The following is a 20,373-nucleotide window of genomic DNA, read 5'->3' on the forward strand; positions in this document are numbered from 1 at the left end:
GAAAAGCCTGACATGGGGGCGCGCCTGCCGCCTGCGATCTGGCGCAGGGGCTGATCGAACAATGCAGTCACCACAACAAAAGGAACTGCCATGTCGCTCTCCCTCATTCTCCTGATCGTCCTGATCCTCATCCTCGTCGGCGCGCTGCCCACCTGGGGCCACAGCCGTTCGTGGGGCTATGGGCCCAGCGGCGGCATCGGCTTGGTGGTGCTGATTCTGGTCATCCTGCTGCTCATGGGCAGGATATAAACCTCCGGCGGCCTGTAGAGGGCCCAAAAAGCAAAAAGCGTGGCCAGGCCACGCTTTTTGCTTTTTGGACGTCCCTGGACGGGTGCTGGCAGGCGCTCAGGCCGCCTTGCGCAGCTGCGCGTTGGCAAAGGCCGTGGTGAGCTGCGCCAGCTCGGTCTGGTTCACGACGCCGTTGGCATTGCCATGGCGGTCCACCAGTTGCAAGAGCGACTGCGACAGCTCGCTGCCCCCCTTGTTCCCCGACGTGGCTGCAACCCCCTTGAGGAATTCATCGCGCGATATGGCGCCGTCCTGGTTGGCATCGAAGCCGGCGGCCAGTTGTTCCTTTTGTGCATCCGTGGCGCCGAAGCTGGCGAGCAGTTCCTGGAAATCCTTCTTGGACACCGCGCGGTCGGCCTGCGATGCCGTCAGCGCCGTGCCCGCATCGGCACCCGCACGCGTGCCCAGCGGGCCATCGAGCTTGCCGGAGGTCATCAAGATGCCCTTGCCGGCAAAGCCGGTCAGGGCCTCGGCCTCCTTGCTCAGCGTAACCACGGCAGATGGTTCGGCGGCGGCCGGCTGGCTGGCGCGCGCCGTGGCCGCCGACTTGCTGCCCGAGGCGGCGTTGTAGAGAAAGGACGCGACGGACGCGAGGCCGGAAATAAGGGGTGACATGGCCAGTGGACTCCTGTGCGCGGCTTGGCTGCCGGTGCTTCCCGACAAAGCACCAGGGCAGACCATCGCCCGGTGGTCCAGCATATGCGGCAAGCGCTTCCTGTAATGGGCAGAAAAGCGGCGCTGCACAGCCGCTTTTCCGGACCATGCCTCTATTTCAGCACGTAGCTGGCGAGCACGCTCTGCACGTCGTAGATGCTGAGCTTCTTGTTGAACTGCTTCTGGAACGGGGTGGCGCTGCCCGAGATCCAGATCTTGAGTTCGGCATCGAGGTCGAAGGTGCCCCCGGTCTCGATGCTGAAATGGGTGATGCTCTTGTAGGGCAGCGAGTGGTACTCGACCTTGCTGCCCGTGATGCCCTGCTTGTCGACCAGCACCAGGCGCTTGTTGGTAAAGACGAAGTAGTCGCGGATCAGTTGGTAGGCGTGCTCGACGACCTCGCCCGGCATCAGAATGCGGGCGAACTCTTCCTGAATCTTGGATGCATCGATCTTCGACGCATTGCCCATCACTCCGTCCAACAATCCCATGGTGGTCTCCCCGTTGCGAGGCGATGATCGTAGTCCGGCTAGCGATACCCCTGCCCGAAGGCGACGAATTCGCCCGTGAGCCTTGCCGCGGGCTGCCCGTGGTACATCAGCACCGATGTTTGCGCGATGCGGCCCAGGCCCTTGCGCTCGAACACGCGCACGAAGGATCGCCAGGCCTGCTCGGTGGGTGCCTCGGCCACGGCCGTGAAGGTCCCGTCGATGGGCAGCTGGTAGTCCATGGTGTTGCGCTGGATCACCAGGCGGCTGCCCAGGCCGTGGGCCGACAGCCGCAGGTGCAGCATGGACCAGGCGGCGAGAATGGCCACTGCCGAGGCGCTGCCGCCGAACACCGTCTCGCGGTGGTTGATGTTGGGCGCCAGCGGCGCGCTCAGCACCACCCGGTCCAGGGAGGCTTCGAGCACCGAGACCGCCATGGCGCCGGACAGGGGGATGTGCTGGTGCAGGTAGGCCTGCAGGTCGTTGTCAGCTTGCATGCATGGCTTTCTCAGTCAGGAGGATCCGAAGGTCGCGGCCCCAGCAGGATCCTGCGGGTCGCGGTAGACGATGTGGAGCACGCCGGGGTGCCGTTCCCGCGCGAGCGCTTCGCGCAGAAAAGGCGGCTTGAGGTCCAGGCCTGCGAGGGCCGTGCGGTCGAACCAGGCAAACTCCAGCCGGCGCCGGCCCTCCACCCCCTCATAGGGCCCCGGGGACTGGTCCAGCAGGCCCCCGGGCTGCGGCTGCACCTGCAGGTACAGGCCCGTCTCATGGTAGGCCATGCCCTCGTAGGTGAAGAAATTTTCCACCACGCAGACCAGGGCGCCGGGAGCCACCACCAGGCCCAGCTCTTCCTGCATCTCGCGCACCAGGGCTTCGCCAGCGCTCTCGCCCGGTTCGATGCCGCCACCGGGCAGGGCCCAGAAGGCATCGCCCTCTGCACGGTGCAGCAGCACCTGGCCGGCACGCTCGATGACCGCGGCGGCGCGCAGGCGCATGCGGCGCTGGGCAGGCGTGGCGGGGACAGAGAGGACGGCGGACAGGCTCATGGGCCCGATGCTATCGCGCCGGGCAGTGCGGGCAGCAGCAGCCCCTGCTGCGCCGCCACCGTCTCGCGCAGGAAGGCCCAGGTGGCCTGCATGCGCGCCACATGCTTGTTCTCCTCGGGCATGGACATCCAGAAGGTGCGCGTGAAGCGCGCCTTGCCGGGCAGCACGAGCGTGAGGGCCGGGTCCTGCGCGGCGACGAAGGCTGGCAGCACCGCCAGCCCGGCCCCGGCGCGCACCGCTTCGTACTGCGCCAGGATGCTGGTGCTGCGCAGCGCAAAGCGTGCGGGGCGGTGCAGTTCGTCCAGGATCTGCAGTTCCTTGGTGAACAGCAGATCGTCCACGTAGCTGATGAAGCTGTGGCCACGCAGGTCGTCGGCCGTGCGGATAGGCGCATGGCGGGCCAGGTAGTCGCGCGTGCCGTAAAGCTGCAGCACGTAGTCGGTGAGCTTGACCACCAGCACCGCGCCACGCGCCGGACGCTCCAGCGAGATCACGATGTCCGCCTCGCGCCGCGACAGGTGCACCAGGCGCGGCAGGGCCAGCAGGTCCAGCACCAGGCCCGGGTGCTCCAGGGCAAAGTGCGCCAGCTGGGGCGCCAGCACCAGGTTGCCAAAGCCCTCGGTGGTGCCGATGCGCACCAGGCCCTGCAGGCCCTGGCGCACGCCGGGGGCGGCATTCTCCACCGCGAGAAAGGCGGCCTCCATGGCCTCGACCTGGGGCAGCAGCGCGCGGCCGGCCTCGGTCAGCCGGTGGCCGCCGGCCTCGCGGGCGAACAGGGCCGATCCGACCTGCTTTTCGAGTGCCTGGATGCGGCGCGCCACCGTGGTGTGGTCCACCGTGAGGCGGCGCGCCGCGCCCACCAGCGTGCCGGCGCGCGCAAGCTCCAGAAAGTAGCGCAGGTTGTCCCAGTCCATGGCGTCGGGCAGGTTAGGGCCGCGCGGGCGTGGCAGCGGCTTTCTGGCCGCTTGGGGTGGCTGCTGCGGCGGACGCGCCGTCCGCTTCGTCCGCGTCGTAGACCAGGACCATGGCCAGCAGCACCTCGTCGCGGCCACGGCCGTTGGTGACGAACAGGTAGGCGGGCCGGTCGTTGATGCGGCCGGTGTAGGTGGGCGCCACCTTGTGCGCCGTGCGGATGAAATCCCGGGGCGTCGGCACCGCGCGCCACTGCCCGGGCTTGAAGAACTTCTGCCAGTCGCCCGCCCCCACCCGCGAGGTGACGAACAGCCGCGACAGCGCCCCTTCCGGCGTGGTCCAGGCGCCGATGTCGTCGTCGCGCTGCACCGATGCCGGCCGCCGGGGCGCATAGAAGGCGTCCAGCGCGGCATCGGCTTCGGCGGCCATGCGCTTTTCCAGTTCGGGCGTGGGTTGGTGGTTGGGTTCGGCGTCCCAGGGGTACAGCGGGTACAGACCATGGCTGCGCACATGCGCCAGCATGATGGCGTTGTACTCCCTGGCAAACTGCTGCAGCCGGCTCATGCGCTCCACAGCCGTGCCGCCGACGACGGCCTGGCACTCCAGAGGCTGCGCATGGTCCCGGCCCTTCCACCAGGCCGACGGCTCGGACGGCATTCCCGGCACCTGGTTGGCGACACAGGCGGGCACGCCCATGAAACGGGTGTCGCCCTTCTCGGCCGCAGCCTTGGCGGCGGTGGCGGGGGAGCCGGCCAGCAATGCCTCCAGGCCCGGTGCGGCCACCACGGGGGCCGCCTGGGCAAGGCAGCTTGCAGCCACCAGCATCATCAACCAGTTTTTCATCTCGTGCGCTTTCCGGGTCTGGGCAAAGGGTAGGCAGGCGCCCTGCCGGTGGGGTGCCGCACCGATCTGCATTTTTGCAAACCTTGTGCGCAGTATTGTCTATTGTCTTCACAATTTTGCACAGCTACCATGCGTGGCTTGCACGATCTTCCCCGGTTTTCGCGCCCCTACCTTTCAGGAGACACACTGATGAACGCACCTACCTCTTCGGCCGTACTGGCCCCCACCGTCAAGCTGCTGATCGGCGGCAAGTTCATCGAGTCCAAGACCACCGAGTGGCGCGACGTGGTGAACCCCGCCACGCAGCAGGTGCTGGCCCGGGTGCCGTTTGCCACGGCCGAAGAAATCGATGCCGCCGTGGCCTCCGGCAAGGAAGCCTTCAAGACCTGGAAGAAGACGCCCATCGGCACGCGTGCGCGCATCTTCCTCAAGTACCAGCAGCTGATCCGCGAGAACATGGCCGAGCTGGCCGCCATCCTCACGGCCGAGCAGGGCAAGACCCTGCCGGACGCGGAGGGCGATGTGTTCCGTGGACTCGAAGTGGTGGAGCATGCCGCCGCCATCGGCAACCTGCAACTGGGCGAGCTGGCCAACAACGTGGCCGGCGGCGTGGACACCTACACCCTGATGCAGCCCCTGGGTGTGTGCGCGGGCATCACACCGTTCAACTTCCCGGCGATGATCCCGCTGTGGATGTTCCCGATGGCGATCGCCACGGGCAACACCTTCGTGCTCAAGCCCTCCGAGCAGGACCCGATGGTGACCATGCGCCTGGTGGAATTGGCGCTGGAAGCCGGCGTGCCCCCGGGCGTGCTCAATGTGATCCACGGCGGCGAGATGGCCGTGAACGCGATCTGCGACCACAAGGACATCAAGGCGATCAGCTTCGTGGGCTCCACCAAGGTGGGCACCCATGTCTACAACCGCGCCAGCCTGGCCGGCAAGCGTGTGCAGTGCATGATGGGCGCGAAGAACCACGCCATCGTGCTGCCCGATGCCAACAAGGAGCAGACCCTGAACGCCCTGGCCGGCGCGGCCTTCGGTGCCGCAGGCCAGCGCTGCATGGCGCTGTCGGTGGTGGTGCTGGTGGGCGAGGCGCAAAAGTGGATCCCCGACCTGGTGGCCAAGGCCAAGACCCTGAAGATCAGCGCCGGCACCGAAAAGGGCACGGACGTGGGCCCGGTGGTCTCGTGCGCTGCCAAGGAGCGCGTGCAGGGCCTGATCGAGCGCGGCGTGGCCGATGGCGCCACGCTGGAACTCGATGGCCGCAACCCGCAGGTGACCGGCTATGAAAAGGGCAACTTCGTCGGCCCGACGGTGTTCAGCGGCGTCAAGCCCGGCATGAGCATCTACGAGCAGGAGATCTTCGGCCCCGTGCTGTGCCTGTCGGCCGCGGCGGACATCGACGAAGCCATCGCCTTCATCAACGACAACCCCAATGGCAACGGCACCGCCATCTTCACCCAGTCGGGTGCGGCCGCGCGCAAGTTCCAGGAGGAGATCGATGTGGGCCAGGTCGGCATCAACGTGCCGATCCCCGTGCCGGTGCCGCTGTTCTCGTTCTCGGGTTCGCGCGCCTCCAAGCTCGGCGACCTGGGCCCCTATGGCAAGCAGGTCGTGCTGTTCTACACACAGACCAAGACGGTGACGGCGCGCTGGTTCGACGACAGCACCATCTCGCACGGTGTCAACACGACGATCAGTTTGAAATAAGGCAAAGGCCCCAGGCGGCGTGGCGCAGCGGCAGGGCATGGTGAAATCGGTGCATGCACCGTGACCTCCCTTCCATGCTGCGCGCCGCAGCCTGTAGCCTGCCCTTGCTCATGGGTTCCTCTGCCGTCTTCGCCCAGGCCGGCGCCGCATGCCGCCCGGGCGGTACGGTGGCCGAGACCAACGCCTGCGCGGTGCAGGATTTCCAGGCCGCCGACACGACCATTGCCGTGCTGTACGCCGACGTGATGCGCGCCCTGTCGGCGCACGAGCGCCCGCAGCTACGCCAGGAGCACACGGCCTGGATGCGCGCACGGGCCACGCAGTGCAAGCAGGCCACCCGCGCCACCGAGCAGCAGCCCGAAGGCCCGCGGATCTACCACGAGTGCCTGACCCGCGAAACGCAGGAGCGCCGCAAGGGCCTGATGCGCTGGCTCTCGATGGACAGCCCGGCCAAGCCCTGAGGCACTCACAGAACAACAAGGATCACAGAGACATGGACTTCGAGCTCTCCGAAGAACAACGCGCCTTCGCCCAGACGGCCCGCGACTTTGCGCGGGCCGAGTTCGCGCCGCATGCCGCGCACTGGGACGCCGAAGGCATCTTCCCCAAGGAGGCGATTGCCAAGGCCGGCGAACTGGGCTTTTGCGGCCTGTACGCGCCCGAGGCTGCAGGCGGCCTGGCCCTGCCCCGGCTCGATGCCACGCTGGTCTTCGAGGAAATGGCGGCCGTGGACCCGTCCACGACGGCCTTCATCACCATCCACAACATGGCCACCTGGATGCTGGGCACCTGGGCCACGCCGGCCGTGCGCGACCATTGGGGGCCGCTGCTGACCACGGGCGAGAAGCTCGCCTCCTACTGCCTGACCGAACCCGGCGCGGGCTCGGACGCGGCTTCGCTCAAGACCCGGGCGGAACTGGTGGGGCACGAGTACGTGATCAACGGCTCCAAGGCCTTCATCTCGGGCGCTGGCGCCACCGACGTGCTGGTGCTCATGGCGCGCACGGGGGACGCGGCCTCGGGCGCGGGTGGCATCTCGGCCTTTGCGGTGCCGGCCGATGCGCCCGGCATCAGCTACGGCAAGAAGGAAGAGAAGATGGGCTGGAACAGCCAGCCCACGCGCACCATCAGCTTCGACAACGTGCGCATCCCGGCCGACCACCTGCTCGGCCGCGAGGGCGAGGGTTTCAAGATCGCGATGAAGGGCCTAGACGGCGGGCGCATCAACATCGCCACCTGCTCGGTGGGCGCCGCCCAGGGTGCGCTCACCCAGGCCCAGCAGTACATGCACGACCGCAAGCAGTTCGGCAAGCCGATCGCGAGCTTCCAGGCGCTGCAGTTCAAGCTGGCCGACATGGCCACCGAACTCGTGGCCGCGCGCCAGATGGTGCGCATGGCCGCGAGCAAGCTCGATGCGGGCGACCCGAATGCGAGCACCTACTGCGCCATGGCCAAGCGCTTCGCCACCGATGCGGGCTTCACGGTCTGCAACGAGGCGCTGCAGCTGCATGGCGGCTACGGCTACATCCGCGAATACCCGCTGGAGCGCCTGCTGCGCGATGCGCGCGTGCACCAGATCCTGGAAGGCACCAACGAGATCATGCGCGTGATCATTGCGCGCCGCATGCTCGATGGCGACGCACCGGACGTGATCCGCTGAGCCTGCAGCCACCACCATGCCCGCCCGCCCGCTCTCCGACGAGACCCTGCACCTGATCGACGCCGTGCGTACCGCGCTGGAGGTGCGCAGCGACGTGGAGGAACGCAACCTGTTCGGCAGCTATGCCTTCTTCGTGGACGGCAAGGTGTGCATCGCCGTGAAGAACGACGACCTGCTGGTGCGCCTGCCGCCCGAGCGGCACGAAGAGTTCCAGGAGATGCAGAACACGCGCGAGCTTTCGCCGGGCGGAGGCATGAAGGGCTATTTCTGGATCGAGCCCAATGGCTACGCCACGCGCGCACGCTGGAACTTCTGGGTGCAGGAAGCCCTGGCCTACAACCCGCGGGCCAAGGCCACGCCCAAGCGCAAGCCTGCTGCGGCAAAGACAGCGGACAAGAAGAACCCCGCCACGAAGAAGAAGCCTGCGGCCAAGCGCCACAGCATCTTCGAGGCCGACGACTGACCCCCTCCATTGCCCAGGAAGCCACCACCATGCCCCTTCGCATCGTCCGCCTCGGCACCCCGCGCGTCCCCGGTGAAGGCACCCGCATCGGCACCGTGCGCCGCCCACCGCGCGGCGTGCCCAAGGCCGAGTTCGCCAGCCAGAACTGGTACGACGTGTGGTACCCGCTGCTCTCGCCCAGCGCCGAGCTCATGGCCCAGGGCCAGCAGGCGCACAGCGACAAGGAGTGGCAGGCCTTCGTGAAGCATTTCCGCAAGGAACTGGCCCAGCCCGAGGCCAGCCGCACGCTGGACCTTTTGGCCACCCTGTCGCACCACGGCGCCATGTCGCTCGGCTGCTACTGCGAGAACGAGGCGCGCTGCCACCGCTCGGTGCTGCGCGAGGAACTCGCCGGCCGGGGTGCCGATATCGCCACCGACTGATCCATTCAGACAGCCATCCCATCACCAACAACGACATCCAGGAGATAGCACCATGAAGATTGCATTCATCGGCCTCGGCAACATGGGCGGCCCCATGGCCGTGAACCTGCACAAGGCGGGCCACGAAGTGCGCGCGTTCGATCTTTCGCAGCCTGCGCGCGACAAGCTGGCCGCCGACGGCGTGGCCGTGGCGGCAGATGCCCATGCCGCCGTGCAGGGCGCCGAGGTCGTCATCAGCATGCTGCCCGCCAGCCAGCATGTGGACAGCCTGTTCCTGGGCCAGGGCGAGCTGCTGGCCCAGCTGCCGGCCGGCACGCTGGTGATCGACTGCTCGACCATCGCTGCCGCCACCTCGCGCAAGGTGGCCGAAGCCGCCAAGGCCCGGGGCGTGGCCTTCATCGATGCGCCGGTATCGGGCGGCACGGGCGGCGCCATTGCCGGCACGCTGACCTTCATGGTCGGTGGCGACACCGCCGACCTGGAACGCGCGCGCCCGGTGCTCGAGAAGATGGGCGCCAACATCTTCCACGCCGGTGGCGTGGGCGCGGGCCAGACCGCCAAGATCTGCAACAACATGCTGCTGGGCATCCTGATGGCCGGCACCAGCGAGGCGATTGCCCTGGGCGTGGCCAATGGCCTGGACCCGAAGGTGCTGTCGGAGATCATGCGCCGCAGCTCGGGCGGCAACTGGGCGCTGGAAAAGTACAACCCCATGCCCGGCGTGATGGAGACCGCGCCCGCGAGCAAGGGCTACGCGGGCGGCTTCGGCACCGACCTGATGCTCAAGGATCTGGGCCTGGCGCAGGAGAACGCCGCCGCCGTGAAGGCCGCCACGCCCCTGGGTGGCCTGGCGCGCAACCTGTATGCCGCACACAGTCTGGCCGGCCATGGCGCGCTCGATTTCTCGAGCATCATCAAGTCGGTGCAGAAGAAGGTCTGACAGGGCGCCGGCGCGCTCAGCCCCCGCGGGGGTTGAGCACCATGGAGTCGCGCTTGATCTCCACGTCGAACTGGCGCAGGAAGTTCTGGCCGAGCAGCGCATCGTCCTCGCTCTCGCCGGTGTAGCCCGTGCCCACGCGCAGGCCCGACACCGCGAGGTTGCGCGCGGTGATGGATTCGGAGACCGAGACCCGCCCCTCGCGGTTGCCGTTGGCCGTGCGGAAGGTGGTGGGCACGCCGCCCGTGAGGCCGGCCTTCTTCGCCACCTCGTCGGTCACCGCGATCAGGCTGGCGCCGGTGTCCACCATGAAGTTCACCGGCACGCCGTTGACCGTGCCCGCCACGCGGAAGTGGCCGTCGCTGTGGCGCGGTATCACCAGCGAACCGCTGGAGGTGACCGTGGCGCCGCGCGGCGCCATGAACTGCTTCATGCCGAAATACAGAACCCCCATGACCACCAGCCAGAAGGCGAGGATGGCCAGGGTGTTCGTGCGCAGCACGCGGCGCGTGTGTTCGTCTGCGGGGGGTGGTCGCTGGTGGTCGTGTTCTTCGCCCATGGGCCGTCATAGATGCCGGGCCCGAGGGACCTGGCATGCAATTGCTGAGCCCCAAATCATAGGGCAGGCGCGTCAGGCTGCCGGCTGCGCAGGAACTGCCGCTCGAAAACCTCCGCCGGCACGGGCCGGCTGTAGAGGAAGCCCTGGATCTCGTCGCAGCCGAGCAGTGCCAGCAGGCCGGACTGCTCCTCGGTCTCCACCCCTTCGGCCACCACCTTGAGCCCCAGCGAGTGGCCCAGGTTGATGATGGTGGACACCAGTGCGCTGCCTTTGGCTCCTGCGGCGATGTGCTGGATGAAGGATCGGTCGATCTTGAGCGTGTCGAGCGGCAGCCGCGCCAGGTAGCTCAGCGACGAAAAGCCGGTGCCGAAGTCGTCCATGGCCACGGTGATGCCCATCTCGCGGATGGCGTGCAGGCTCTGGGTGCTGTGCTCCACGTCGTCCATCACCATGCTCTCGGTGATCTCCAGTTCGAGCCCGGACGCGGCCCGCGGATCGTGCGCCACGGCCGCGCGCACCTGCTCGATGAAGGCACGGTGGCGCAGTTGCAGGAACGAGACGTTCACCGCCACCCGTATCGGCGCCAGGCCTGCGGCACGCCAGCGCAGGTTGTCGGCCAGGGCCTGGCCCAGGGCCCAGCGGCCCACCTCGTAGATCAGGCCGGTCTCTTCGAGGATGGGGATGAACTGCCCGGGAGGCACCAGGCCGCGGCGCGGGTCGTTCCAACGGATCAGGGCCTCGGCACCGGTCACCTCGCCGCTGGCCAGGTGCAGCTTGGGCTGGTAGTGCAGCACGAATTCGCCGCGCTCCAGCGCTTCGCGCAGGTGGTTCTCCAGGCTCAGCGCCTCGGCCACGCGCAGGTTCATCTCCGAGGTGTAGAACATCAGGGCGTCGGCCGAGGCCTTGGCCTTCTTGAGCGCCGCCTCGGCATTGCGCAGCAGCCCTTCGGCATCGCCGCCATCCATGGGGAACAGGGCGACGCCCGCCTTGGCGGTGATGCGCAGCTCCTGCTGGCCGAGCTGGAAGGGCTCGTCGAAGCAGGCCCGCATCAGGTGGTCCACGGCCATCGCCACCGCGCTCGCATCGCGCGCCTCGCACACGGCCACGCCGAAGCTGTTGACGCCGATGCGCGCCAGCATGTCCATGGCGGAGGCATGCAGCTGCAGGCGCTGCGCCACCAGCTTGAGCAGCTCATCGCCCAGGGAGCGCCCCAGCGTGTCGTTGACGATGCGAAACCGGTTCACGTCGATCAGCGCCACACCCAGGAAGGGCGAGGCATGTGGCCTGTGGCCTTCGCGCGCGCGCATGTGCTGGTTCACCCGGTCCAGAAACAGCGTGCGGTTGGGCAAGGTGGTGATGTCGTCGTAGTAGGCCAGGTAGTTCAGGCGGTCGGACTTTTCGAGGTGGTCGAGCGCGAAACTGATGTCGCCCGCCAGCTCGCCCAGGAGCTTCATCTCGGTGGCATCGAAGAAGCTGGCCTCGTCGGAGAACAGCGCCATCACCCCCACCACCTCGTGGGCCACCATCAGGGGCAGCACCGCCATCGAGGCCACAGAACGGGCCCTCAGCTTGGCCGGCAGCAGCACCCGCGGGTCACCCTCGACGCGGTCGCAGACCAGCGCGCGCCTTTCGCGCACCACCGTGGCCGTCAGGCTGTAGACGCCCGAGGGCTCGTCGGCATACGAGAGGCGGCCGGCGAGGTCGTCGAAGAAGTCCGGGTCCGAGCCGGAAATCGCCATCGGGATCACCTGCTGCGCCGCGCGGTCCACCCGGCCGATCCAGGCCATGCGGAACTGCCCGTGCCGCACCGCGATGTCGCAGGACTGGGCAAACAGCTCCTGGCGGTTGCGCATGCGCACCAGCAGCGTGCTGATGCCACTGAGCACCGCGTAGACGCGGTTCAGGCGCTTGATCTTGTGCTCGGCCTCGCGCCGCTCGGTGATGTCCTCGCCCAGGCAGGCGATGCCGATGGCCTCGCCATCGACGGAGCGCAGCACGGTGTTGTTCCAGTACACCAGCCGGCGCCCGCCCGAGCGCGTGAGGATTTCCTGCTCGAAATGCCAGGTGGCGGGCCGGTCGGCCAGCATGTCCTCGAAGACGCGCTGCATGCCGTCCATGCCCGGCGGCAGGAACAGCTCGAACCAGTTGCGCCCGAAGATCTCGCCGCGCTCCCAGCCCGACAGGCGCAGCAGGCAGTCGTTGCAATAAGTAATGCAGCCATTGCGGTCGAGCATCAGCGAGGCCATCTCGACCTTGTCGAGCAGCTCGTTGAAGCGCCGGTCGCTTTCGCGCAGCGCCTCCTCGGCCCGCTTTTGTGCCGTGACATCCTGGATGGTGTTGAACCAGCGCAGTCCGTCGGGAGCGGCGCCTTCGCCGGGCAGCGGCTCCATCACCTGGCGCAGGTGCAACAGGGCTCCATCGGCGCGCCACAGGCGGTAGTTGAAGTCCATGCGCACGCCCTCGCGCACCGCCTGCAGCGCCATGCTGCGCACCAGCGCGCGGTCGTCGGCATACACCATGGTGATCCATTCCCTGGCCGATGCCGGCATGGTGTTCGGGTCGCGCCGGAGCATCTGGGCCAGGGTGGCGGGCCAGCTCTCGAACTGGCCACCGGGGCCGCTGATGATGTGGGTGATCCTGGCCAGCAGCTGGGCCCGGTGCAGCCCGGCCTCGCTGGCGCGCAGCTCCTCCAGCGCCCGGCGCCGCTCGATCACCTCGATGTGCAGTTGCTCGGCATGGCGCTGCACTTCCAGGTAGAGGCTGCCGTTTTCATAAATTCGCCCGACCTGGGCCGCGAGGATGGACAGGATGCGCTCGTCCTCAGCACTGAAGTGATCGCCCCCCTCCTTGTTGGCCAGGCAGATCCAGCCATAGGACGAGGCCAGCGAGGCGACCGGGGCTTCCAGCGCGCAGTACAGCGGCGGGTAGCCGGTCGGCAGGCCGGCCATGGTGGGATCGCCGCCGGGGTTGAGCAGCCGCTGCGAGCGGCGCTCCTTCTGCAGCCGGCCCAGCAGGCCCGACGAGGCGTCGGGCGCGGGCAGCGAGCGCGCCAACACCGGGTCGATGCCGCTGGTGCACACCAGCGAGGCGTCGCCCGGCTTGCGCACGGCGCACAACACGGCGTACTGTGCGCCGATGAGTTCACGGGCCCCGGCGCAGACCTTGTTGAGCAGCATGGCGGGGTCGCGCTCGGACGCCAGTTGCAGGTTGAGTTCGGTGAGCGCGGCCAGCCGGCGGTTGGTGGCCTCGAGCTCCACTACGTTGCCCCGCAGCTTGTCGGTCACCAGGCGCAGGTGCTGGGAGCGGAAGGCCTGCTCCAGGGCCTCGGGCGCATCCCGGGAGACCTGGGCCGACTGCGCCAGCGCGCGTTCGATGGCGTGCAGGATGTCCTGGGGTTCGCAGGGCTTGACCAGCACCTCGGACACCCCCCCGGCCAGCGCCAGGCTGCGTGCATCCTCCCCCTGGTAGTGGGCGCTGTAGAAGATGACGCGGGTGGCCGCCAGCGCGGGATCGGCGCGCAGCTGGCGCACGAACTCGTAGCCGTCCATGGTCGGCATGAGGATGTCCGAGATCACCAGCGCGGGCCGCTCGGTGCGCACCAGTTGCAGCGCATCCGCACCGTCAACGGCCTCCAGGGCCTCATGGCCACTGTGGTTGACGAGCGTGACGATCAGGGCCCTGTTGGGGGCCTGGTCGTCCACGACGAGGATCTTTGCCATGGCTGCAGCCCTCCTTGTGTCATCACCTCGGCGGGGAACCCGCCCGCAGTGCCGGCGCGAGATAGGCCTCGACCTGGTGCACGAAGCGCTCCGGGTCGATGGGCTTGGAGATATGGTCCTGGAAGCCGACCTCCAGCGCCTTCTCCCGGTCGCCGGGCATGGAAAAAGCCGTCACCGCGACCAGCGGGGCCCTGCGCCAGCCGGGGTCGGCATGCAGCCGCCGGGCCACCTCATAGCCGTCCATGACCGGCATCTGCAGGTCCGACAGGATCAGGTCAGGCCCGTGCTCCAGCGCGGCGCGCACACCCTCGCGGCCATCGGGCGCGCTGTAGACATGGTAGCCATCGGCCTCCAGCAGGTAGGTCAGCAGCATGCGGCTGGCTTCGTCGTCCTCGATGACCAGAATGCGGGCAAGCATGGCTTAGCTCTCCACCTCGGAGGGCAGCGCCCCCGGCAGATCCAGGATGAAGGTACTGCCCTCGCCAGGCTGGCTGTGCAGGGTGATGTCGCCGCCCAGCGCCTGGGCGAGCTTGCGGCTCAGGTGCAGGCCCAGGCCAGAGCCTTCCTGGCGCCGTGCGGCGCCCTCCACGCGGGAGAAGGGCTCGAACAGCCGCGCCTGGTCCGCGAGCGGAATGCCGGGGCCCGTGTCCTGCACGCGCAGGCTCAGCCGCTGGCTCGCCGGGTCTGGCGCATCAAGCTGCACCAGCACGCGCCCCTGGCCCGTGAACTTGATGGCATTGCCCACGAGGTTGATGGCCACCTGGGTGAGTGCGCGCCGGTCGGTGCGCGCCAGCACCGCCTGCCCGGGCACGCTCACCAGAAAGGCCAGACCCTTGCGCTGCGCGTCGGGGCCCAGGGTGGCGGCCACCTCCTCCACCACCGCGCGGCAATCCATCGCCTCCAGTTGCAGGCTGTGGCTGCCGTCGCCGAGCTTGGCCACATCGAGCAGGTCATTGATCAGCGACAGCAGGTGGCGCGCACCGGTCTGCACGATGCGCAGCTGCTTCTCCTGCTCGGTGTTGAGGGGGCCCGGCAGGCGCATGAGCAGGGTGCCCGTGAAACCGATGATGGCGTTGAGCGGCGTGCGCAGCTCATGCGACATGCTGGCCAGGAACCGGTCCTTCACGCGCGCGGCGTTCTCCAGCTCCAGGTTCTTGTCGCGCAGCGCCTGCTCGAAGCGCTTGCGCTCGGTCACGTCGCGGATGGCGCTGGAGACGAACAGCCCCTCCTCGGTCTCCAGCGGGCTCAGGCTGATCTCGACCGGGAACTCCGTACCGTCCTTGCGCAGCCCGTACAGGTCCAGGCCCGCCCCCATGGAGCGCGTGCGCGGCTCGGCGAAGAAACCGCCGCGGTGGTGCGGGTGCTGGCTGCGGTGGCGCACCGGCACCAAGAGCTCGATCTGCCGGCCCAGCAGCTCCTCGCGCGCCCAGCCGAACAGCTTCACCGCCTGGGAGTTGACCAGCACGATGTGCCCGTCCCGGTCCACGATCACCATCGCATCGGGCGCCGATTCGAGCAGGTCACGGAACTTCTGGTCGGCCTTCTTGCGCGCGGTGATGTCGCGGATGGCGCTCATCACCATGGTGCCCTCTTCCGTTTCCAGCGGACTCAGGCTGATTTCCACCGGAAACTCGCTGCCATCGCTGCGCACACCGTACAGCTCCAGGCCCGCACCCATGGTGCGGGTGCGCGGCTGCGCGAAGAAGCCGCTGCGGTGCCCCAGGTGGGCGTTGCGGTAGCGCTGGGGCAGCAGCACTTCGATGGCCTGCCCCAGCAACTGGCCGCGGGGGTAGCCGAACACGCGCTCGGCCTGCGAGTTCACGAGCACGATGCGCCCGGTCGCATTCACCATCACGATGGCATCGGGCGTGGACTCGAGCAGGTCGCGAAAGCGCGCCTCGACCAGCTTGGCATCGCGCAGCACCTTGAGCTGGGTGACATCCTTCTTGCTCGACAGGAAATAGTCCAGCCGGCCATCGGCGCCGAAAACCGCCCGGGTGGATACATTCACATGGACCAGCGAGCCATCCTTGCGCTGGCGCACCGACTCGTGCACGGCAAGCCCGGACTGCAGGGCCTTAGCGCAGATCGATTCCTCGTCCTGCACCTGGTCCGGCGGCACGATCAGCTGAACGAGGCGGCGCCCCCGAGCTTCGGCCTCGGTGTAGCCGAAGGTGGCCTCTGCGGCAGGGTTCCAGTGCAGTACCGTGCCGTCCGGCGCGATGACCAGCAGCGCGTCGGGGTTCTGCTCCCAGTGGGCCCCGGAGAAATCAGATGCCATACCGCCCCTCATCGTGGTGGGGCTTCGCCGTCGCTCACACGCCCATCCGGGTCCCGCCTCCCCTTTGGAACATCTTAGGCATGCGCCAGGCAAACTCCAAGCCAAATATTCCCCGGCCGGTGTGGCCACGGCCAGCGGTATGCCCCGGCGGCACGGCCGGTATCCCCTGCCGGTACTGCGGCACCGGGCGTTCCCGCCCCCTGCCAGTCAGGCTACATTGGCGCCCATCCCACCCAGCACGGAGATCCCCATGGGCCTGTTCACCCGCCGCCTGCAGACCGTCGTTTTCGGTGCCCTGTGCGCCGAGGGCCAATCCAAGGTCTGGGAAGGCGAGATCGGCATTCCCCACCTGGGCGACGGCTTTGCCCTGCGTGTGCATGGCACCAGGGATGGACCGACGCCAACCCAGACCGAGGCCTTTGCGCGCCTGGCCGCCAATGCCCGGCAGGTCCGCGACGAGGCCACCCCGGCCCTGGTGGCCTTCCTCCTCGAATGCGGGGTGGTGCCGCCCGGGGTCCGCCTCGACGCAAGCACCCTGTGGGGCTTTCTGACGCCCTGCTTCATCGAAGTGCATCCCGACCCCGGCCTGGGCGCCGCAGAAAGCACCTGCTCGGTGGGCTACGAGATTCCCTGGGAGCCCAGCCAGCTGGTGCACATCAACGCCACCCATGGCGTCTTCACCGACGTGCATTCGGAGTGAGCATGCTGCCATTCGACCGCCTGCGCCCCTTGCTCGCCCCCTGGGGCCGCCTGCAGCCCCAGCCCGCCAGCGACTGGCAGGGGCCCTTTGCCCTGCCTGCCATCGTGGAGGCCTTCTACCGCGAGCTGGGCCCCTGGGGCGAGACCTGGCATGCGTCGGTGGGCCCGGTGGGCCTGACCATCAACGCGGGGGGCAACCCGGTGGACGTGCCGCCGCTGCACAAGCTCTGGGCGCGGCAGGACGGCTATGCCTGGTCGCGCAACCCCGACAACCCGATCCCGGGCTGGCCGGGCCACTGGCTGGTGATTGCACAGGAAGGCGCCAACCCGTTCATCCTGGACCGCAACGATGGCAGCGTCTGGTTCGACATGGCGGGCCGGGGGCACTTCAACGACCCGAGCCGGTTCGCCGACGACCTGCCCACCGCCCTGGGCGCCATCGCCACGGTGGCCAATGCCCTGGCCGCACTGGGCGACGATGCACTGGACGAGACCTTTGCACTCAAGCCCGAAAGCCGCGCACAGGTGGCGCAAGCGCTCGCGGCCTTCACGGGCAGCGATGCCAGCGCAGAGCGCATGCTGCAGGCATGGAGGTGGTACCTGTGAGCGTGCTGCAGGCCCTCGAAGCGGTGTCTGCGGACACCGGCATCGCCCTGCCGCCCTTGCTGCGGCACCTGGTGGCGGGTGGGGCCACGGTCTATGGCCCCGACTGGGCCACCACCTGGAGGGACCGCTGCCTGAGCGCGCCGCCACCGCTGATCAGCTGCAGTGACTTCGAATGGCTGGATGCCCCGGGCGTGCGCACCACCGCCGGGGAATGGCTGAACCCCGCATACCAGAATGGCCAGCGCCTGCTGCCCTTTGCCGAAATCGGTGCCGGCGATGCATGGTGCCTGGTGCCCATCGATGGCGCTTTGCAGCCCGGCGTGGCCCTGGTGCGGCACGACAGCGGTGTGAGCGAAGTGGGGTACCGCTCGTTCCAGGATTTCGCCTGCGTGCAGCTGCTGCAGGCCCTGGCCGACCTCAGCGACTGGACCGGCGAGGACGGTTTCAGCGCCGAACAGGCCTGCCAGGTGGTGCGCAGCGACGTGGACCAGGTGGCCGCCGGCATGGATGCGACCACCGGCGCCTGGCTGCGCGCGCTCAGCCGTGCGCAGCCCCTGCTGCGCGAGGTGCGCGATGGCCCGCGCAGCCCACCGCGCACGGTGCTCTCCTTGGTATCGCAGAGTGCTTTGTACGAAGCACTGGGCCGCTTCTGCCCACCCGATGTTCCAGCACTCCCGATCACCGCGCGCTGGGAATGTGCGCCCGCCATGGCGCGCAGCAAGGCCTTGCTGGCAGCCAAGGCGCCGCCCGACTGGCGCGCGCTTGCACGCAAGCCCGGCGGCAAGCTGGCGGCATTGCGCGCCCACCAGCAGGCCCATGGCAGCACCTTGCAGCAGGCCAAGGCCGCCGTGGACGATTTCATCAACCAGAACCCCGCTCCAACCCCATGAACCACCAGGAACGCCTGAATGCACTGATCGCGCGCGTGGACCAGGTGGCACAGCAGTCGGAGGGCGAGTACAGCGTGCAATGGGCAGGCGCCAGCTCGCAAGCAGCCATCGCCGAATTGGAGCAGGCGCTGGGCGTGCGCATCAGCGGCTCGTTCCGCGACTTCATTGTGCAGACCGGCGGCGGCGGACTGGACACCCTGAGCATCTCCACCATCCCGGCGCATGAACCGCTGGGCGGCCTGGGTACCGTGCATGGCGACACCCTGCGCTACCGCCAAGGCTGGGCTGCACCCCTGCCGGCCCACCTGGTCGTCATCCAGCGCAGCGAGGACGACAACGAGCCCTTCTGCCTGGACACCTCGCGCGTGCAGGATGGCGAGAACCCGGTGGTGCTGTTCTACCACCAGAGCACGGGTTCCGTGGAACCCATTGCGGACAGCTTTCTCGAATTTCTGGAGGGGTATCTGGAGCCCTACTGGGGGGACCTGCCCGAATGATCCGGCCCGCGAAGACGGCCTGCGCCGCACTGCTGCCCCTGTGCATGGCCCTGCCACCGGCCATGGCGCTGTGCCTGGACGGGCGCGCGCCCACCGTAGCGCAGGAAGCCGCCACGGCCTCGGGCGTGGTGGTGGCCGAGGTCGGGCAGGCAGAGCCGCTGCACGAGGACCCCGCGGACCCGGACGGCGTCACGGCCACGCTGTACGTGCTCAAGGTGCTGCGCAGCGTGCGCGGCCACATGCCGCCAGGCCTGGCGCTGTACAGCGAGAACACGAGTTCGCGCTTTCCCATGGAGGTGGGTGGGCGCTACCTGCTGTTCCTCTCGCGCGACCGGAACCACCGCTACTTCGTGGACCCTTGCGGCAACTCCGGCCTGCTGGTGGAGCGGCGGCACGCGCTCAGAGCATTGGGAAGCGCGAAAGGCGCCCCGTAGAGGCTCAGCTCAGGCGGCGAGCGTTTTCGGCGTAGATGGCCAGGTAGATCGAGTCCGAGCCCACGTAGGGTGCCTTGCCGCCAAAGCCCACGTTGAAGTCGCCGAACGAAAGCGAGCGGATGCCGGCCAGGCCGGTGCGCAGCCGGTCGCGCGTGAGCTCCTTGCCTGCGTTCTTGAGGCCTTCGATCATGATCTGGGCATTCACCCAGCCCTCCAGGGCGCTGCCGCTGTTGAAGAAGGCGGCGTTGCTGTTGGTGGTTTTCATGGTGCTCTGGAACTTGCGCACCACCACCGATTTCTGCGAGTTGGCATCGGGGAACACCTGCACCAGCGCCATGCCGCGTGTGGCGGCGGCCAGCTTGGGCAGCTCCGAGGAGATCACCGTGACCGACAGGCCGGCCAGCGGCACGCCAGCCGCCTTGGCACGAAAGGGCAGCACGAAGGCCGTGTTGGCCGTGCCGGTGGTGGCCAGCAGCACGGCGCCCGGGCGCTCGGCGGCCACCTTGTCGGCCAGCTCGGCACCGTTCTTGCCATCCACGGCCAGCGCGAATTCGCCAGCGCGTTCGACCTTGATCTCGTCGAGCGCGCGCGACATGTCCTTGAGCACTTCCTTGCCGAAGGGGTTGTCCAGGTAGACCACGGAAATGCGCTTGAGGCCCATCTCCACCACCTGCTTGACCAGGCGCTGGGTTTCGTCGCGGTAGCTCGGGCGCACGAAGAACACATTGCGCTGCTCAGCCGAGCGCAGCGAGGGCGCGCCCGTGATGGGGCCCACGGTGGGGATGCCCTTGCCTTCGATCAGAGGCAGGATGGCCGCCGTGTTGGCCGTGCCCAGGGGCGAGATCAGTGCGAAGATGGACTGCGCCTCCAGCATCTGCGTGACGTTCTGCAGGGTGCGGCTGGCAACGTAGGCATCGTCCTTGGCATCCATGCGGATCTCACGGCCGTGCACGCCGCCGGCCTGGTTCACTTCGGCAAAGGCCGCCTTCATGCCTGCCACCTGCTCGATGCCGGCCTGGCCCAGGGGGCCGGTCAGGGCGATGGAGCAGCCCAGGTTGATGTGCCTGGAAGACAGGGCCTCTTCGGCCGCAATGGCCGACGAAGCCCACGCGGGCAGGCTGGTGGCCGCAGCCACTTGGGTGGCGCGCAAAAGAAAGTGACGACGGCTCATGGTGTGAAAAATGCCCGGATGTGTGCAAAGGGGCGCAGGCTACCGGTGCCAGGGCCTGCAACTTGTCCGGTGTGCGACAGTCTGTCGCGCA

Annotated in this window: 23 protein-coding genes; 12 read left to right on the plus strand and 11 right to left on the minus strand. The window is 68.2% G+C overall.

All coding sequences use genetic code 11. From position 1 onward, the window contains the following. Window positions 1-90 precede the first annotated feature (90 nt). On the plus strand, window positions 91-249 hold the full coding sequence (locus AC07PF_RS21720) for a DUF3309 family protein (protein ID WP_007856361.1): 159 nt from the start codon (window positions 91-93) through the stop codon (window positions 247-249). Window positions 250-345: 96 nt separating this feature from the next. Here AC07PF_RS21720 and AC07PF_RS21725 read toward each other — a convergent pair whose 3' ends face one another. From AC07PF_RS21725 to AC07PF_RS21750, 6 genes are all read right to left on the minus strand, one after another. Continuing rightward, window positions 346-903, minus strand: a complete 558-nt coding sequence (locus tag AC07PF_RS21725) for an EF-hand domain-containing protein (protein WP_494613243.1) — start codon at window positions 901-903, stop codon at window positions 346-348. 152 nt (window positions 904-1,055) lie between these two features. Then, window positions 1,056-1,433 (minus strand): PH domain-containing protein, encoded by a 378-nt coding sequence (locus AC07PF_RS21730; protein WP_057203736.1) that lies wholly within the window; start codon window positions 1,431-1,433, stop codon window positions 1,056-1,058. Window positions 1,434-1,471: 38 nt separating this feature from the next. After that, window positions 1,472-1,927, minus strand: a complete 456-nt coding sequence (locus AC07PF_RS21735; protein WP_494613244.1) for a YiiD C-terminal domain-containing protein — start codon at window positions 1,925-1,927, stop codon at window positions 1,472-1,474. A gap of 15 nt (window positions 1,928-1,942) precedes the next feature. Then, complete coding sequence (locus AC07PF_RS21740) at window positions 1,943-2,476, minus strand: NUDIX hydrolase (RefSeq protein WP_494613245.1); 534 nt, start codon at window positions 2,474-2,476, stop codon at window positions 1,943-1,945. Continuing rightward, a complete protein-coding gene (locus AC07PF_RS21745; protein ID WP_145697453.1) occupies window positions 2,473-3,390 on the minus strand; it encodes a LysR family transcriptional regulator in 918 nt (305 codons plus the stop codon). The genes AC07PF_RS21740 and AC07PF_RS21745 overlap by 4 nt, the downstream gene beginning before the upstream one ends. 13 nt (window positions 3,391-3,403) lie before the next feature. After that, window positions 3,404-4,231 (minus strand): hypothetical protein, encoded by an 828-nt coding sequence (locus tag AC07PF_RS21750; protein ID WP_494613246.1) that lies wholly within the window; start codon window positions 4,229-4,231, stop codon window positions 3,404-3,406. 189 nt (window positions 4,232-4,420) lie between these two features. Between AC07PF_RS21750 and AC07PF_RS21755 the strand changes: the two genes are divergently transcribed. Genes AC07PF_RS21755 through mmsB form a run of 6 tightly spaced genes read left to right on the plus strand, consistent with a single transcriptional unit; the run spans window position 4,421 to window position 9,429 of the window. Further along, window positions 4,421-5,944, plus strand: coding sequence for a CoA-acylating methylmalonate-semialdehyde dehydrogenase (locus AC07PF_RS21755; RefSeq protein WP_494613247.1), 1,524 nt, complete (start codon window positions 4,421-4,423; stop codon window positions 5,942-5,944). Between the two features lie 53 nt (window positions 5,945-5,997). Further along, window positions 5,998-6,405, plus strand: a complete 408-nt coding sequence (locus AC07PF_RS21760) for a lysozyme inhibitor LprI family protein (protein ID WP_494613248.1) — start codon at window positions 5,998-6,000, stop codon at window positions 6,403-6,405. Window positions 6,406-6,437: 32 nt separating this feature from the next. Beyond that, window positions 6,438-7,604, plus strand: a complete 1,167-nt coding sequence (locus tag AC07PF_RS21765) for an acyl-CoA dehydrogenase family protein (RefSeq protein WP_007856344.1) — start codon at window positions 6,438-6,440, stop codon at window positions 7,602-7,604. A 16-nt stretch (window positions 7,605-7,620) separates the two neighbouring features. After that, entirely contained in the window at window positions 7,621-8,067 is a 447-nt protein-coding gene (locus AC07PF_RS21770) for a TfoX/Sxy family protein (protein WP_494613249.1), read from the plus strand. Between the two features lie 29 nt (window positions 8,068-8,096). After that, entirely contained in the window at window positions 8,097-8,489 is a 393-nt protein-coding gene (locus AC07PF_RS21775) for a DUF488 domain-containing protein (protein ID WP_494613250.1), read from the plus strand. Window positions 8,490-8,541: 52 nt separating this feature from the next. Then, on the plus strand, window positions 8,542-9,429 hold the full coding sequence (gene mmsB / locus AC07PF_RS21780; RefSeq protein ID WP_494613251.1) for a 3-hydroxyisobutyrate dehydrogenase: 888 nt from the start codon (window positions 8,542-8,544) through the stop codon (window positions 9,427-9,429). A gap of 16 nt (window positions 9,430-9,445) precedes the next feature. On the opposite strand, the gene AC07PF_RS21785 is transcribed toward mmsB, so the two are convergent. The 4 genes from AC07PF_RS21785 to AC07PF_RS21800 are packed head-to-tail and all read right to left on the minus strand — an operon-like array spanning window position 9,446 to window position 15,985. After that, a complete protein-coding gene (locus AC07PF_RS21785) occupies window positions 9,446-9,985 on the minus strand; it encodes a retropepsin-like aspartic protease family protein (RefSeq protein ID WP_494613252.1) in 540 nt (179 codons plus the stop codon). Between the two features lie 56 nt (window positions 9,986-10,041). Further along, on the minus strand, window positions 10,042-13,704 hold the full coding sequence (locus AC07PF_RS21790; protein WP_494613253.1) for an EAL domain-containing protein: 3,663 nt from the start codon (window positions 13,702-13,704) through the stop codon (window positions 10,042-10,044). Window positions 13,705-13,726: 22 nt separating this feature from the next. Then, complete coding sequence (locus tag AC07PF_RS21795; protein WP_494613254.1) at window positions 13,727-14,122, minus strand: response regulator; 396 nt, start codon at window positions 14,120-14,122, stop codon at window positions 13,727-13,729. 3 nt (window positions 14,123-14,125) lie between these two features. After that, window positions 14,126-15,985, minus strand: coding sequence for a PAS domain S-box protein (locus tag AC07PF_RS21800; RefSeq protein WP_494613255.1), 1,860 nt, complete (start codon window positions 15,983-15,985; stop codon window positions 14,126-14,128). 250 nt (window positions 15,986-16,235) lie between these two features. On the opposite strand from AC07PF_RS21800, the gene AC07PF_RS21805 reads away from it, so the two are divergent. The 5 genes from AC07PF_RS21805 to AC07PF_RS21825 are packed head-to-tail and all read left to right on the plus strand — an operon-like array spanning window position 16,236 to window position 19,111. Then, the gene (locus tag AC07PF_RS21805; RefSeq protein WP_494613256.1) at window positions 16,236-16,685 is read left to right on the plus strand and encodes a hypothetical protein; all 450 of its coding nucleotides are present in this window, start codon (window positions 16,236-16,238) and stop codon (window positions 16,683-16,685) included. A 2-nt stretch (window positions 16,686-16,687) separates the two neighbouring features. Further along, window positions 16,688-17,290: a hypothetical protein gene (locus AC07PF_RS21810; protein ID WP_494613257.1), complete on the plus strand. Its 603-nt coding sequence runs from the start codon at window positions 16,688-16,690 to the stop codon at window positions 17,288-17,290. After that, the gene (locus AC07PF_RS21815) at window positions 17,272-18,180 is read left to right on the plus strand and encodes an SMI1/KNR4 family protein (RefSeq protein ID WP_494613258.1); all 909 of its coding nucleotides are present in this window, start codon (window positions 17,272-17,274) and stop codon (window positions 18,178-18,180) included. Before AC07PF_RS21810 ends, AC07PF_RS21815 begins: the two co-directional genes overlap by 19 nt. After that, window positions 18,177-18,677, plus strand: a complete 501-nt coding sequence (locus AC07PF_RS21820; protein WP_494613259.1) for an SMI1/KNR4 family protein — start codon at window positions 18,177-18,179, stop codon at window positions 18,675-18,677. Before AC07PF_RS21815 ends, AC07PF_RS21820 begins: the two co-directional genes overlap by 4 nt. After that, complete coding sequence (locus tag AC07PF_RS21825) at window positions 18,674-19,111, plus strand: hypothetical protein (protein WP_007856326.1); 438 nt, start codon at window positions 18,674-18,676, stop codon at window positions 19,109-19,111. Before AC07PF_RS21820 ends, AC07PF_RS21825 begins: the two co-directional genes overlap by 4 nt. A gap of 4 nt (window positions 19,112-19,115) precedes the next feature. Here the strand turns inward: AC07PF_RS21825 and AC07PF_RS21830 are convergent, their stop codons facing one another. Then, window positions 19,116-20,282: an ABC transporter substrate-binding protein gene (locus AC07PF_RS21830; RefSeq protein WP_007856324.1), complete on the minus strand. Its 1,167-nt coding sequence runs from the start codon at window positions 20,280-20,282 to the stop codon at window positions 19,116-19,118. Window positions 20,283-20,373: the final 91 nt, after the last annotated feature.

The sequence above is a fragment of the Acidovorax sp. GW821-FHT10A04 genome (genome assembly GCF_059415825.1).